This is a genomic window from Paenibacillus sp. JJ1683 (assembly GCF_053006485.1).
The window spans coordinates 2920166-2935862 of the sequence record NZ_CM129820.1; the positions used below are offsets into that span (position 1 = coordinate 2920166).

At 40.5% G+C, this 15697-nt stretch carries 13 protein-coding genes and 3 pseudogenes; 3 read left to right on the plus strand and 13 right to left on the minus strand.

Annotated elements, in window-relative coordinates:
• Window positions 1-13 precede the first annotated feature (13 nt).
• The 3 genes from ACUC6J_RS12330 to ACUC6J_RS12340 all read right to left on the minus strand — a co-directional run bounded on the left by ACUC6J_RS12330 (window position 14) and on the right by ACUC6J_RS12340 (window position 1781).
• Window positions 14-547, minus strand: coding sequence for an NAD(P)H-dependent oxidoreductase (locus tag ACUC6J_RS12330; protein ID WP_090890678.1), 534 nt, complete (start codon window positions 545-547; stop codon window positions 14-16).
• Between the two features lie 64 nt (window positions 548-611).
• Window positions 612-791, minus strand: a complete 180-nt coding sequence (locus ACUC6J_RS12335) for a tautomerase family protein (protein ID WP_447250294.1) — start codon at window positions 789-791, stop codon at window positions 612-614.
• 15 nt (window positions 792-806) lie between these two features.
• Complete coding sequence (locus ACUC6J_RS12340) at window positions 807-1781, minus strand: aldo/keto reductase (protein ID WP_064964076.1); 975 nt, start codon at window positions 1779-1781, stop codon at window positions 807-809.
• A gap of 237 nt (window positions 1782-2018) precedes the next feature.
• Between ACUC6J_RS12340 and ACUC6J_RS12345 the strand changes: the two genes are divergently transcribed.
• Window positions 2019-2564 (plus strand): TetR/AcrR family transcriptional regulator, encoded by a 546-nt coding sequence (locus tag ACUC6J_RS12345; RefSeq protein ID WP_016820885.1) that lies wholly within the window; start codon window positions 2019-2021, stop codon window positions 2562-2564.
• Window positions 2565-2962: 398 nt separating this feature from the next.
• Here ACUC6J_RS12345 and ACUC6J_RS12350 read toward each other — a convergent pair whose 3' ends face one another.
• The 6 genes and pseudogenes from ACUC6J_RS12350 to ACUC6J_RS12375 all read right to left on the minus strand — a co-directional run.
• A complete protein-coding gene (locus ACUC6J_RS12350) occupies window positions 2963-4390 on the minus strand; it encodes a 6-phospho-beta-glucosidase (RefSeq protein ID WP_340864811.1) in 1428 nt (475 codons plus the stop codon).
• A gap of 30 nt (window positions 4391-4420) precedes the next feature.
• Entirely contained in the window at window positions 4421-6289 is a 1869-nt protein-coding gene (locus ACUC6J_RS12355; protein ID WP_447248911.1) for a beta-glucoside-specific PTS transporter subunit IIABC, read from the minus strand.
• Window positions 6290-6475: 186 nt separating this feature from the next.
• Window positions 6476-7357: a LysR family transcriptional regulator gene (locus tag ACUC6J_RS12360; RefSeq protein WP_016820882.1), complete on the minus strand. Its 882-nt coding sequence runs from the start codon at window positions 7355-7357 to the stop codon at window positions 6476-6478.
• A 248-nt stretch (window positions 7358-7605) separates the two neighbouring features.
• Complete coding sequence (locus tag ACUC6J_RS12365; RefSeq protein ID WP_080582300.1) at window positions 7606-7881, minus strand: aldo/keto reductase; 276 nt, start codon at window positions 7879-7881, stop codon at window positions 7606-7608.
• A 55-nt stretch (window positions 7882-7936) separates the two neighbouring features.
• Window positions 7937-9160, minus strand: coding sequence for a multidrug effflux MFS transporter (locus ACUC6J_RS12370; protein ID WP_016820880.1), 1224 nt, complete (start codon window positions 9158-9160; stop codon window positions 7937-7939).
• Between the two features lie 72 nt (window positions 9161-9232).
• Window positions 9233-9730 (minus strand): annotated as a pseudogene (locus ACUC6J_RS12375) (alcohol dehydrogenase catalytic domain-containing protein); the annotation flags it as partial.
• Window positions 9731-10089: 359 nt separating this feature from the next.
• On the opposite strand from ACUC6J_RS12375, the gene ACUC6J_RS12380 reads away from it, so the two are divergent.
• On the plus strand, window positions 10090-10641 hold the full coding sequence (locus tag ACUC6J_RS12380) for a TetR/AcrR family transcriptional regulator (RefSeq protein WP_016820879.1): 552 nt from the start codon (window positions 10090-10092) through the stop codon (window positions 10639-10641).
• Between the two features lie 304 nt (window positions 10642-10945).
• On the opposite strand, the pseudogene ACUC6J_RS12385 reads toward ACUC6J_RS12380, so the two are convergent.
• The 4 genes and pseudogenes from ACUC6J_RS12385 to ACUC6J_RS12400 form a co-directional block, all read right to left on the minus strand.
• Window positions 10946-11437 (minus strand): annotated as a pseudogene (locus tag ACUC6J_RS12385) (DUF1848 family protein); the annotation flags it as partial.
• Between the two features lie 44 nt (window positions 11438-11481).
• Window positions 11482-11712 (minus strand): DUF1848 family protein, encoded by a 231-nt coding sequence (locus ACUC6J_RS12390; protein ID WP_039276028.1) that lies wholly within the window; start codon window positions 11710-11712, stop codon window positions 11482-11484.
• An 854-nt stretch (window positions 11713-12566) separates the two neighbouring features.
• Window positions 12567-12890, minus strand: a pseudogene (locus ACUC6J_RS12395) (MaoC/PaaZ C-terminal domain-containing protein); the annotation flags it as partial.
• The gene (locus ACUC6J_RS12400) at window positions 12847-13683 is read right to left on the minus strand and encodes an AraC family transcriptional regulator (RefSeq protein ID WP_340864813.1); all 837 of its coding nucleotides are present in this window, start codon (window positions 13681-13683) and stop codon (window positions 12847-12849) included. The gene ACUC6J_RS12400 and the pseudogene ACUC6J_RS12395, both read right to left, overlap by 44 nt.
• Window positions 13684-13831: 148 nt before the next feature.
• On the opposite strand from ACUC6J_RS12400, the gene ACUC6J_RS12405 reads away from it, so the two are divergent.
• Window positions 13832-15568, plus strand: a complete 1737-nt coding sequence (locus tag ACUC6J_RS12405) for a glycoside hydrolase family 2 protein (protein WP_447248912.1) — start codon at window positions 13832-13834, stop codon at window positions 15566-15568.
• Window positions 15569-15697 lie beyond the last annotated feature (129 nt).

Here is a 15697-nt window from a genome sequence, read left to right on the forward strand (position 1 = left end):
CATCACCATTCTTCTAGACAAGTTTAGGGTTCAGCGCATAAGCCACATAATCCTTGGCACTTTGCTCTAGCTCCTCATCTGACAGGTGTTGCATTACACCATACAAGATATATGGTGTCAAATAGCGTGTTCCAATCAAGTTACTGGTTGCCTGAAGAGGTCGCAGCAGCTCGGAAACGGTGTATTTAAAATTACCGTCTGGTAAATAGTTTTCTTTAGCAGCGCCGGTAGAAACGGCAATCAGCAGCTCTTTTCCGTGCAGCTTGTCCCCTTTGCTTCCAAATGCCCAGCCATGAGTTAGGACTACATCCTCCCATTTTTTCAGCAATGATGGCCCACTGTACCAGTAGAATGGGAATTGCAAAACGATGCGATCATGCTGCTCCAATAGACTCTGCTCGGCAGCGACATCGATCTTCTCATTCGGGTATGCCTCATAAACATGGTGAATTGTAACACTAGCTTGCTTCTTCATTTCTTCCGTTAAGCGACGATGAACACGGGAAGCAGTTAAATCAGGGTGAAAAACAAGAACAAGCGTTTTCATTTTAAATTTCCTCCATCCAAGAATATTTTTTTTTAATTGTTTAAATGGAACCAAGTTAATTATTTTACTCCTCACTTTTCAGTGGATCATTTACAGCTTTGTCTGCTAAAATCCGTCCTGCAACACCTATATTATCTAGTTCATTTTCCTTTACGAACACAAAGAATGCTTGTTCAGGTATATTCATGATAGTTGAAGCTGATGTAGTAAGGTCTTTTATCTTGTCAAAGAGACCGTGCGACACCAAATTTATATGAATTTAAAAATGACCAACGATTCGGTGCGGTACATATGGTTCTTCCAAAAACGCAATTTCTTCAGCAGTTAATTGAATAGATAGAGCAGCTTCTGCATCTTCGAGCTGGGATATTTTTGTCGCACCGACAATAGGAGCAGTTACCGGTTCTTTATGCAGAAGCCACGCAAGTGCGATGTGAACCCGGCGAACACCATGTTTCTCTGCCAAACTCGCAACTCGGTTCACCACCAATTGATCCGCATCTGTTGTTGCATCATATTTTTGTTTTGCAATTTCATCAGTTTCGGCACGATGTGTTGTTGTCTCCCGCGCCAATCTTCCTCCTGCGAGTGGGCTATAAGGAATGACCCCGATTTTTTCTTCCTTACAAAGTGGGAGCATCTCTCGCTCCTCTTCACGGTAAATGAGATTTAAATGATTCTGCATTGATACAAATCGGGTCCACCCATTCTTCTCAGCTATATGTAAAGCTTTCTCAAACTGCCATGCCCACATTGCAGAGGCGCCGATGTATCTTGCCTTACCAGCCTTAACTATATCGTGCAATGCCTCCATCGTCTCTTCGATAGGCGTGTTATAATCCCAACGATGAATTTGATACAGATCGACGTAGTCGGTTTTCAATCTCTTAAGGCTCTTATCGATTTCGCTCATGATCGCCTTGCGGGAAAGTCCAGCGCCATTGGGTCCTTGATGCATTCGTCCATGTATTTTAGTCGCGATGACAATCTCATCACGGTTCGAAAAATCCTTTAATGCACCTCCAATTATTTCTTCACTTGTCCCGTCAGCGTACACGTTTGCAGAATCAAAAAAATTGATTCCGAGCTCCAGAGCTTTTTTTATGATTGGACGAGCGCGTCCTTCATCAAGTACCCATCGATGATGACCTTTTTGTGCGTCTCCAAAACCCATACAACCAAGACAAATCCGGGACACATCCAAGCCAGTATTTCCAAGTTTCGTATATTCCATTTCATGGTTCCTCCCTTTCGTGTGGTGCGATTTTGACTTGCCTCAGAACGGGTACGCGTGCTGATCATTGAGTTTAGATGACTCCAAATAAAAAAATGAACATTGATTGTTTAATCAACTTACGTTTATAATTCTAAACGGAAACAAAATGCTTGCAATAATCAATTTCTTTCGATGTGTGGATTACTCAACAAATTATCCGTAATTGCCGATTATCTCAGTAAGGGGACTTTAAAAATGACTAAAGTGGACAGAAGGGTACTCAAATCTCAAGAAGCCATAAAGAAAGCAATACTTGAACTGATGACTGAAAAAAACTTTGATGACATTACAATTCGGGATATTTCTGATAGGGCAAATGTTAATCGAGGAACAATCTATCTCCATTACATGGATAAATTTGACTTGCTAGATAAGATAATTGAAGAACATATAAACAATCTCCGTGAACTTTGCCACACAGCATCTGAAATGAGTTTCCAAGAAGGAAATTATGTCTGGTTCGAATACTTTGCAGACAATCATTTGTTCTTTTCAACCATGCTAAACACGAAAAGTTCAGCTTATTTTCGTAGTCAATTTCTTGATTTAGTCGTCCAGGAGTACAAGGTTGAAGTCGATGTAACAGAAGGAATAAATCAAGGCTTAAGTGAAGATGTCATTCTTCAATTTTTTGGGGCCGCGGTCGTGGGGATCGTAGAATGGTGGTTTAAGAATGGAATGTCAGTCCCCCCTCGTGTCATGGCAGAACAAACTGGGATATTGTTAGACAGAAATTTTTAAATTGCATTCCCAACAAATCTAGTAAATCGAGTAATTTCTTGTACTGAGGTTATTTAAACAAAATTCTCATCCTAATTTCGTGATGAGGGTAGGGTTTTGAAAACTGTTCTCGCATTCGGGACTTGAACACTAGAGATAAGGCCCATACCCGGCACAGTACAAAAACATGAAGCGGCACCCGCTCCATGTTTTGTACTTAAATCCATAACTTTATTTCCTATTGAGAACACGATCCCGAATAACAAGAAAATGCTTACCACAAGAAGAACTTGCCTCATGTTAGTGAGAACAAGAGAATATATCGCATTTTAAATTAAGGGTCTTGTTTAGAAAAAGTTTGTAAGCGTCACATCTGGTCGACTGTGATTCCACCATCAACTAGCTATGTCTGTATAAACTTAGTCTAAATCTTCTCCATTGCTGTTAATTACTTTCTTATACCAATTAAAGGACTTTTTCCTACTACGGCTTAACGTACCATTTCCCTGGTCATCTTTATCCACGTAGATGAAACCATATCTTTTGCTCATTTCTCCAGAGCTTGAGCTTACTAAATCAATGCACCCCCAGGTTGTATATCCTAACAATTCTACGCCATCTTCTTTTACAGCAGTTTTAAATGCGCGGATATGTTCCCGAATATACTCGATTCTGTAATCATCCGAGATACATCCATTTTCATCAGGCTTGTCCGCAGCTCCCAACCCATTTTCGACAATAAATAATGGTTTTTGATAGCGATCATACAATGCATTTAATGTAATTCTCAACCCGAGTGGGTCAATTTGCCAGCCCCATTCACTTCTTTTTAAATGGGGATTTCGTAATGTCGGAAATAGATTGGCAGCGGTTTGAGTATTAACTGCTGGGTCAGCACTTGTTAATCGCGAACCATAGTAACTAAATGAAACGAAGTCAACTGTATTATTTTTCAGAAGCTCCTTATCACCATCTTGCATCTTCAGATGTATATTCATCCTTTCGAACATTTTTTTGGCATAATTCGGGTATTCACCACGAGATTGTACATCCACAAAGAAGTAATGTTCTCGATCCCTTGTCATGGCTTTCCATACGTCTTCAGGAGCGCAAGTATAGGGATAAGTGCTGGCACCCGCCAACATACATCCTATCTTGAATTCGGAGTTTATTTTGCGTGCAATTTCAGTAGCTTTAGCACTCGCGACCAATTGGTGATGAGCTGCCTGATACTTCACAGCTTCTTCATCTTCATCTTCATCAAACACCAATCCTGAGCTCCCGAATGGTAGGTGTAATAACATATTGATTTCATTAAAGGTTAGCCAATACTTCACTTTATCTTTGTAGCGAGTGAATAGTGTTTCGCATAGTCTTTCATAATAATCAACCATTTTACGGCTTCTCCAAGAACCGATCGTTTTTACCAAATGCATCGGCACATCAAAATGAGTGATCGTTACTAAAGGCTCTATATTATATTTTAAACACTCATCAAAAACATCATCGTAGAACTTCAAACCTTCTTCGTTGGGTAATGTATCATCCCCATTTGGATAGATTCGTGTCCATGCAATAGATAAACGAAAGCATTTGAAACCCATTTCTGCAAATAAAGCAATGTCTTCCTTATAATTATGATAAAAGTCGATGGCTTCATGGCTCGGATAGAAATGCTCATCATCACATTCCATCATTTTCATCTTGCCTTTCATTACAGAAACGCGATCCTGTCCTGCGGGTATAACGTCGACGGTTGACAATCCCTTATTCCCTTCCAAATATCCACCTTCACATTGGTTTGCAGCAGTTGCTCCTCCCCATAAAAAGTCTTTGACTAAAGTCATTTATAATCCACTCCTTGAATTTTGATATGGTTACACTATTAGGACTAACAACTCATTGTTAAAATCAGTGACTGTACTACTGTTATTAGTTAGCACATCAGCATAACTGTAAGTATTCGTAACGATCACCGGGGTTTGGGTAACATATCCTTCCTCCCTGATTTTCTCCAAATCAAACGTGATTAGTGTCTGTCCCTTGGTAATTCTCTGACCTTCTTCAACATGAGCTTCAAAGTACTTCCCATTCAGTTTAACGGTGTTCAATCCTATATGGATGAGTATTTCAACCCCATCATCGGAGAGTAAACCGATTGCGTGCTTCTTGGGAAACAACGAAACAATTTTCCCATCAAAAGGAGCGACCACTTTTCCTTCGCTTGGCTCAATGGCAATTCCTTTTCCCATTGATTCTGTGGAGAAGGCCGCATCTTGAACATCCTTCAATGGAATCATTTCCCCTTTGATAGGACTTGTAATAACCGTATTTTTAAGTGTGATGATTTTATCGTTTGTGGTGACTTTATTCTGCTCAGACGTTTCTTTCTCATATTTTAAGGTTAAAAAATAGGTAAGCACTGCAGTTATAACCGTCGTAATTAATAATGCGATGAGTATATTATAGAAATTCCAAATGTTTTCTCCAATATAAAGCGGAATAGCTGGAAGCCCTGATGAACCTGTTGCATAACGTGAAACTTCCATAACCCCTGCGTAAAGCCCGCCAGCAGCGGAGCCAATCATAGCCGCAACAAGAGGATATTTTTTAGGTAAATTAACACCGTAAAGTGCTGCTTCTGTAATTCCCATTAAACCTGTAATTCCACTTGTAGTGGAGATTTGCTTGGATACTGTATCCTTTGTTCTCCAACTGACAATCAACGCGGCTACACCTTGCGAAATATTGGATATCATGGCTCCAGGTCCAATGATATTTTCATATCCCAATGTCGTGATTTGAGCCAATGATAACGGAACGATACTGTGATGAAGTCCAAACATAACAAGGATTGGCCAGAAGGTTGCAATTATGAAAATGACCACCCATGCTCCGTGCGATCCCAAAAAATCAAACCCCATTGCCAAATATGTTCCGAAGAAAGAACCTAGCGGTCCTAGTGCAGTTAAGGAAATAAATCCAACAACCAGAATGGTAAACATCGGAACAAAAATAATTTTTACAGCGTTAGGAATGATTCTTTTAAATAATGGTTCAATGTAGGATTGCGCCCACACGGTTAATAGAATCGGAACAACCGATGAACTATAAGCAACAAGTGTCAATGGAATATTGAAAACGCTAACATTATTACCCGCAGTTCTCAATAGATCCAGATTCGGATGAAGCAATACCCCAGCCAACACAAGTGCCAGTACAGGGCTGCATTTTAATTTGTTTGCAGCCGAATATGCTAATAAAAAGGGTAAGAAATAAAAAATGGCATCCGACATGAAATTGATTACATAGTAAGTTTGTGACGCTTTTGAAACTACATTAAATAAGATCAGCAAAGCCAATAGCGCTTTTATCATTCCCGCGCCTGCAATAGCCGGAACGATTGGACTGAATGTACCTGAAATAAAATCGATTAATTTGCCAAAAACGCTTACATTTTTTTCATTAGATAATTTATCATCTATATTTTCTGCATGTTTTATATATTTAACCACTTCCTCATATACTTCTTCAACATGGGTGCCAATAACCACTTGAAATTGGCCACCGCTTTCAATCGCATCAATTACGCCATCTAAAGCTTTAATAGCGTCTTGATCGGCTTTTTTATTTTGGTTTAGTGCGAATCTAAGCCTTGTCATACAATGAGTTAGTGTTGATACATTTTCACTACCACCAATCTTCTCTACAATATCCTGAGCTAATTTTTCATATTTTTTGCTCATTAGAAAATGCCCCCTCTTCTTGTTGTTGAACAATGAATTACGCCTTTTATTTATTAAACATAAACAACTTTACCCGCTAAATAAAAAAAGTTATTTATCAGTAATATTTAAAGGCTTCATTCAAGCTGCACCTTTAAGATATCACTAGATAAATAACCTTATCCAATACCTATAATCTATGTTTTATTATGCTTGTGAGGCATACTTGATTAATTGAATTAAGTGAGAAGTAGCCTGGTTAAAAATCTTGTGTTTCTTCCAAACAATAACACAACTAAATTTGAGTTCTGGAAAAAATGGTCTGAAGCAAAGATGTTTTGAACCTGTCATCGCAAGAGCACCTTCAATACAAATAGCAGTTCCCATACCATTATCTACAAAATTAACTATGTTAGAAATTAAGTTGTATGTGGCTAGAACATGTATATTTTCATATTCATCAGCAAACCAATTAGCAATTTCATTTTGTACTGTTGGACGACTAGAAAGAAGTAAAGGAACTCCAACAAGATCATTGGGAGTAACATATTCTTTTTGAGCAAGAGGGGATGAAGCCTGTGTTAGAATTCCCCATCGTTCCTTTTGAGGCAATCTGATGAAATCGTATTTTTCAATATTTATGGGCTCTAATAAAATCCCAACTTCAAGTAATCCTTTGTCTATTTTTTCCTTTATATCATCCCCTGTTCCGCTATAAATATAATAATTAACCTGTGGATACTCTTCATGAAAAGCTTTTAATGTTTGAAATAAATAATGCGATGTTAGTGATTCGACGCTTCCTATAGAGATAGTCCCTCCAACCAGATTATTTTGATCTTTGAATTCTCTCTCTGTTTTATCCGCAATCGTTAGGATTTCTTCTGCCCTTTGACGTAAAAGCATGCCAGCATCCGTTAATGACACCTTTTTTTTACCGCGAATAAGCAATTGAGTTCCTAAATTTTTTTCTAAGTCAGCCAATTGTCTGCTTAATGTCGGCTGTGTTACATGTAGTACATTTGCTGCATGCGTAATACTTTCCAAACGAGCGACTGTAAGAAAATAACGAAGCACTCTTAACTCCATGTTTCCCCCTGTTGACAATATGTGCTTAAGAATAGATTCAATATGTCCTAGTAATTAACTTACCATCTTAAATACAGTTCTTTCAGTTTACACTTTTCACATACTTCTCTGCCATTATAACCATTAATCAATTCTATATGCATATGTTTATATGTGGAATTGAATCGATATATCGGAAGGATTTGGGTACTGTTACGTGAACATAGTGTTGTTGGATTTGAGCATTTTGTGATAAGACCTCCCCAAAATTAGTAATAAAATTTCATATTGCTGAGCCGTTCAACGTTCTCAGGATCGTGAAGAGATAAAATTAAACTCTCTTTGGAATCCAACTTAGCAATCCTCTCCATATCGTCCCTGCTCAATTCGAAGTTGAAGATATTGAAATTTTTAATAATTCTTTCCTTATGAACAAACATTGGAATCGCAACAATTCCTCTTTGTATCAACCAACGTAAAGCAACTTGATCCACGGATTTATGATGTTTCTCAGCTAAAACCGAGTATCGGCATCTCGACACCATTGTTTAGTGTAACATTTTACATTTTAGATCCTACTTAATGTTCGCTAGCGATTGGTTAAGTATTGGATTCAAAGCTATTTTTGGTGCCGGATAATTTTTTTATCCCTTTAACCAGAATGATATAGGTAATTATAGATAATAAACTTGTAGAAAAAATAATAATTCCAAAAGGTATAGCAGAATTTTCGCCTGCAATTCCCACAAGTGGAGACGTAACGGCACCTAATGCAAATTGTAAGGTCCCGAGCACGGCAGACGCGCTCCCTGCAATATGCCCCTGGGAATCCATTGCTAATGTAAAAGAGATGGGGCCAATGATCCCAATGGATAAAGCGAATAAGAAGATCGAAATAAACATAGCTGATAATACTCCATGTACTAGTACTATAAATAAGACTGCTGCAGAAGATAAAAACGCTAGTATTATTCCGATCAAAAACAGCCGCCTTTCCGTAACCCGGCCTGCAAGCAGTTTGACGAATTGAGATCCCAAGATAATAGCAAGGCCATTCAACGCAAAGAGGATTGAAAACAGTTGCGGCGACACGCCGTATATGTTTTGATAAATAAAAGGGGTACCTGCAACATAGGCAAAAACACCTGCGAACAATATGCCATTGACTAGAGCATACCCCATAAAAGACCGCTTTCGGAATAAGCTAATATAATTTTTTATCAACGCACGGGGACTGCCTGAAATACGTTGTTGTACAGGTAAGCTTTCCTCTAACCCCCATATGGTAATCCCAGTTAACCCTATGCCTAGCACCCCTAAAAATATAAATACACCTGACCAAGAGCAGTATGACATAACCGTACTTCCAGCCGTAGGGGAAATTAATGGTGCCACATTGCTGATCATTGTCAGCAACGATATAAACTTAGTCATTTCAATCCCACTAAACCGATCTCGAACAATAGCGCGCGAAATAACGAGTCCAGCGGACGCAGCAACCCCTTGTATAAATCTTAAAGATATAAACCATCCTATGCTTGGAGCAAAAACGCATCCAATAGAGGAAAGGATATATAGTATCATGGAAATCAACAAAGGCTGGCGTCTTCCATAAATGTCGCTTAAAGGTCCCATTATCAACTGTCCTAGCCCTAATCCTAACAGACTAGTGGTTAAACTCGCTTGAACCGCAGTTGCGCTTGTTCCAAAAAAAACAGCGATTTGCGGAAGTGATGCAAGATACATATCGACGGTAAACGGCCCCAACGCCGAAAATATGGCCAATAATAGAGCAAAACCGAAAGAATTTTTTTGGGTCTTCATTCTTTTAACTCCTATGATTGTTTAAATGCTTTCTTTAAGCTAACGCATATGCTTTAGATGTTATGGGTTTGCTTCTGCCCCCATAGAATAAGCGAACCTAACAGCCATGTGTCCGAGTCCACCAAGTCCAACAACGGCTATATTTTTCCGGAATTAACACCCCAATGGCGCAGCGGCGACATCAAGATTAATGCCGTCTAGAATTCTAACCACGAAATCCTCCGTTACAACGATATGGCTGGAATAACCTCCCTGCGTATATTGTCCATATCTATCGATGAATCCATAGCTACTCGTATGTCCATTAAGACAATATTGCTCCTTTCCTCTACGGCAACTCTCGCACTCTCCACAGGAACCATACAGCCAACTTCTACTCGGTCACCAACAGCATACTTTGTGACTTCCAAACCAATCTGGGCGGACAATTCCAGCAATTTCGTGTCCTGGAACGAGAGGATATTGGTCTGGCCCTCAATCGCCACGGGCAGCATGGATGTCAGAGTGGCAAATACCCGTATATTTGATCTCAATGTGAATATCATGCGGTTTAAGATCCCTGCGCTCAATTGTAAGTTAGAATGAGCGGATCTTATGGACGGCACACAGCACGTGCGCATTAGCATTAATCATATATAACCTCCAATAAATAGAATTTTTATCAGTTAGCTATTTAGAAATTAATAATGATTATCCACACTTCTTTATTAAACACCAAGTGAACACCCCTCTTTTTTAAATTTAAATTCCCCTTTTAGGTATGTATGCCACGGAGAACAAATAAGCAAAACTGGTTGTTTTATCAACTTATGTCTATTATTATAAAAAAAGAAACCTAAGTTCAATGGTTAAAAAAGCGAAATTTGTTGAAATAGCAACATCATCAGGAAAAGTGTTCATTATTTTGTTGATCAGGGGGAAAAGACAAGATGATTAAAGTGGATCGGAGAATCCTAAAAACACAAGAAGCCTTAAAAAAAGCCGTTATTGAACTGATGGCTGTAAAAAACTTTGATGACATTACCATTCAAGACATTGCAAACAAGGCAAACGTAAACCGCGGTACAATTTATCTTCACTATCAGGACAAATATGATTTATTAGATCAAATCATGGAAACACACATTAATGAATTAAAAGAAATGGATACGTGGGCATGTCAGATGGAGTGGGCTGATGCTCTTGTTCCATATTTCGAGTACTTTGAGAAAAATTATTTACTTTTTTCAACCATGCTAGCTGGATCAAAAGGTACACCTTCATCTTTTAGAACGCGGCTACTTGCTTATTTCATGGAAGGGTTCAAAGGGGAGATTGACAAAGAAAGCGGAAAAAATGCGGAATTAACCGAAGATGTGATGTTACAATATGCTGGGACTGCTTATGTAGGGGTTATTGAATGGTGGATTCGAAATGGAATGCCCTATTCACCGCAAGTCATGGCCACGCAAGTTGGCACCTTGCTAGAAAGAAGTTTTTAATCGGTAATTATATTCTGTAAAGTAAATGGCATTTTCCCTTTTCAATAAAGGTCACAGTATACAACGAAACACTAAAACAACGGCAGCCGATCGGCTGCTGCTTCTGCATGTTTTTTTCATTTTTTGTTACTTGGCTGGAAGAGATCAGGTTATCTCCCATGTCGGAAGCAAACTGGAAACAGGAGAGAAAGCAGTTGCTTTCTCTCCTGTTTCCGGTAGATAGATTTCCTCACTACATTTGCATATACGCACCTGTATATACATTCATTCAAGTAGCCTCAATTGGTACCGGGCATAAGTCAAATTAATTCTTTTTCAAAAAGCTCCTCTGTGCTCCTTGTTGTAAGATATCTGTTGTCTTCAGATGCCCGAACAGTAATGGCGAATTCGGGTCATGTAGCTTATAATTTTCAGATGCAGCTTTGGGACTCTTGTTTGCATAACAATATTTGCAGCCACTCACACATGTGTCATAAGCACCAATATCTCTACTCTCAATGCAGTTACATCCTGCTCTCATACCTTTATGTTTCAAATTACGGAATTCCGTCTCATTTGCATTTCCAAGAATCTCAAGCGTCATGCAACCTGAAGCATGAATACCGTAATTGCTATAATCTTCGCTCGGTCCGCAAGTTTGAATGTAAATACCATATTTGGACGCTATAGCTCCAAACCGTTGTGCCAATTGATCCATATCTTCAGATGAGATGCGCTCCAGTTCAGGCATGTTTACTTCCAATTTTTTATACATTTCAACAAAACCAAAAATGCAACGATCAATATAAGGTGCAAGCTGACTAGCGAGACATTAAAGGTTTCAGGATGACGTTCTACCGTTTAATCTTGTGTAAGCAGAACAGGATCATACCGCCAAGCAACCTTTTTACTTCCTACAATTTTAGATAATTGGATGAGTGTTTCTACGCTATTTTCAATCGAAGGAACTCCTGGTTCAACATCTCTACTATAAGCAGTGATGGAGTAATAACAGTAGATATTAAATTTTTCCGCAATGCCACGAATGTGGGAAAGTATCGGTGTCTTGTTTTTGAGCAAAAAACTACGCAATCAACTGCCTCAGGTGTCAGTTCATAACGAGTCACTTTATTTGTAATGAGTGCCGTATCGGAAGGTACAGCTGGATCACCTCCTTTCTATGGAGTCCATTCTGCCTGCAGGGCAGCGGGCATGAAATAAAGCACTTTCACTCGAAAGGTGGGGAATTCTTGAGAGAACATAATCCTCCTCAAACCCTTTTAATAACAAACCCGCCTTGACATAATTGCATTTTTTTCACTCCTTTAAAGTGTTATGCCTGCAAGAGCGTATGTTCTCATTGTAGTCTGCATTATAGTTGTATATAGTACTAATGTCAAATGAATAACATAGGTGGTTCTTTTGATCAAATCGGGTGCATTCTCTCAATCCTTATTTGTGATTTGGGTGAGGGGTGTGACTTGAATTCCCTTAAAAGCTCCATAAACCAGTGGAATTATGAATAATATAATAGTTATTTGTATGGAATGTTTTCAAACATTTAAGTATTTAAAAAACGCACTGACTTGGCGGCTTAAATAAGCTCATTGTATAAAGAAAATAAAAAACATCGAAAATTATTGTACTTATCCGAATCTCATGCTAAATCTGAACATCTCGATTTAATCGGAATGGTCTTAGTGGTCAAACGCTGATTCCTCCACCCGCGTAGCGGGTGGTTTTTGTTTCGCACGTTTCACGCACACAACTGGCTAAAGCCATAACAAAAAAGTCGCTAAAATAGCGACTTTCAATGGGACTATATTCTTTTCCCTCGACAACTATCTCATACAATCCTTGTGAAAGATCGTTTCGACCAACTGCTATGTATTACTATAGTTTCCTCTAGCTGATAGATTAGCTTCATTCCACTGCGAAGCCTTCGTTTCATTGCGTTTTTCCATAAGTTCGGTGACCTTCACAAGTGTATATAATTCGTCTCCCGGATATACAGATTTTATAAATCTGATATTGCTCATTGCTGTTTCTGCAATGACCCCATCACCATAATCACCTGTTTCAACCCACAGTTTGAACGAAAATGTTAGGGTTTGAATTCCTGATGCAATAATTCCGTTAAATCTTCCCTGTTACGCTTTGTCCTCGTTTAAGTACATATGCTGGGGATCAAATTCAGACGCAAATCTGATGATATCACCCTTGGTATCAATTTCTTTGCATTCTTCGGTACTCAATCGGAGGGAGACCATTGCGCTTTTTGAACGTTTTACTGAACTGGTATACGTCAGAATAGCCACAGGCTCTCGCGATATCTGTGACGGAATCGCTTGTGAACCGGAGCCGGCGAACGGCATGCTCATTACGAAGATGATTCAGGTACTCCTTAGGACTGCACCCGTACCGAGATGCAAAGGTTCTGCGTAAATAAACAGGTGAGAAACCCGTATGCTCCGCCAATTCGGTAATCCGCAACTCGGTAGCAAATCCCGTATCTAACTTCTCTTTGAATTTACGAAGAGCCTCTACTATTCCGTCCCCATCGTTGTGCCTCCCTCCTGCTTCCGCTGCCTCGTGTACCTCTTGTACCAAACGATACCATACTGACTTTACTCTGGCCTCTTGCACAAGATCTCCAGGTACCCATTCCCTTTCCGCTTCCCGGAATTGTTCCCCAATCCGGCCCGCACGCTCACTTTGTAAAGGCATAAGAAATGGAAGCCGCAGCCGCTCAATCGGGTTTGGGGTACCCCATTCATTCTCATTTTTCATTAGCGAAGCGCAATCGAAGAGTAGCATCGTCATTCGGAGTGGATGTGCGTCAGAGGATTTCATATAAAGAGGCAGCCCAGGCCAAAGATACACCAATGTTCCCCCACCAACCTCTATATCCTTCTCCTCACAACGAAAAGTTCCCTTACCACTGTAAATGTAATAAAAGGTGTGCCCCGATACGGTTTGCCGAAAATCTTCCCATCCTGGCAGGGGAGGCTTGGCAAGTACCCAATGGATGTGCACTACCATATTTCCCAAAGCATAGTCCATAGAAATCCCTCAATCCTTAATAGTATCATTTATGACAAATGATCAAGATTGTTTTTACCATTGTCGCTTTCTTGCTACCAATGCTACACTCCCAACATACAGACCATCAATGATGTTCTATTGCAAAAAGATAATGGAGATGATGAATATGATCCGAACGTTTCAGCAGCATCGACTTAGGAAATCCCAACAGCTTGACGGATTATGGGATTTTGTTTTTGACAAGAATAATGTTGGTTTATCTGAAAAATGGAGCACGCACTTCCCTTCCAACCCTGATCGTATACCCGTGCCAGCTTGTTGGAATAACGAGCTCGGAAAATACGACTACGAAGGCGTAGCATGGTACCGCACCTGGGTAACCCTTGACGATCGCAGCCATCTCCGGCTACTGTTCCACGCCGTGATGGGGCATGCCGATGTGTATTGGGATGGACAGCATCTAGGGTACCATTATGGTGGATTCACTCCTTTTGACTTTACCATTCCAGATGTCTCCTCCGGTGTTCACGAACTCATTGTCCGCACAGACAGCACACTGGGGACCAATACGTTACCATATCATATTGTAGACTGGTTTCATTACGGTGGAATCATCCGGCCCGTTGAGGTTCAACTTTTGCCTGATGTCTGGATTGAGGGGATGCGCATCACCTATGAAATGACCGGAGATTCCAGTGCAGATGCCCGAATCCTACTTAAGCTCCGCTCGATGTCGGATAAACCGGTCGAAGTACCTGTCTCTCTCTATCGAAACAATGAGATGTTTCAAAGTGATAGCGCTTACCTTTCTGCTAAGGGTAGCACGGAACTTGTGCTCGAACAAGCTTGGTCAGACCTCCAGCGATGGGACACGAACGCTCCTGCCCTATACATGATCAGAGCAGTCGTGGGTCAAGACGACCGGGCAGATCGCATCGGGTTCCGTACCGTGGAGACGCGGGACAAGAAGATTTTACTGAACGGCAAGGAACTTTATCTGCAAGGCGTTAATCGTCACGAAGAGCACCCGGAATGGGGCTTCGCTTTTCCCAACAAATTGATGACCAAGGAACTTGGTATTATCCGACATATGGGATGCAACACGGTACGCGGGTCACATTATCCCCAGAGTGAGTACTGGATCGACCTGCTTGATGAGCAAGGTATTCTCTTCTGGAGCGAAATTCCGATTTGGGGCGCTGCTTTTCCCGCCAAGGAGACAGATAATCCCCTCTTCGTGGAACGAGCATTGACCATGATGGATGAGATGATCGAGCGAGATTTTCACCATCCTTCAATTCTGTTCTGGTCTGTACACAACGAGATTGATACACGTTCTCAGCAGGCTTATGATCTATCTGTCAAAATGACCGAGCTCGTTCGAAGCAAGGATCAATCCAGACTGGTCACTTTTGCCACGATGCATCCTATGACAGACATCTGTCTTGGACTATTCGATGTCATCGGGATTAACTATTATGGTGGATGGTACTTCGGACATGTCGAGTTTGAGGAGATGCTTGAAGTCTTTCATGAGCGTTGCAATGAGTATGGAGCCGAGTATACCCCGGTGCTCATGACCGAATTTGGTGGAGCTGGTATATATGGAGATTCTGGCTGGGAACCGCGCTTATTCAGCGAGGATTATCAAGCTGATTTGCTCGGCAAGTCGCTGAAGCTCTTCCGAAGCGATCCGAAGATTAGCGGCACTTACGTATGGCAATTTGCAGATACACGGGGCCAACTTCTGAGCCATCAACCGCACTTCAGAGACCGGGCACGCTCCTTCAATAACAAGGGACTGGTTAACGAATATCGCAAACCCAAGCATGCCTATCGTGTGGTGAAGGGTATTTACACCGACCACAGTGATCCGTATGACTGGGGCTCTACACTGAAATGAGTTTGTAGAGATTCTATAAGCTTTTTTTGAACTCGCACTTATATTTGGAGGCAATCCTTTTGAGGATAGCCTCCAAATATAAAGCCGTTTTATAAACCGTCATTCCAACGATATGAACATCATTATGGA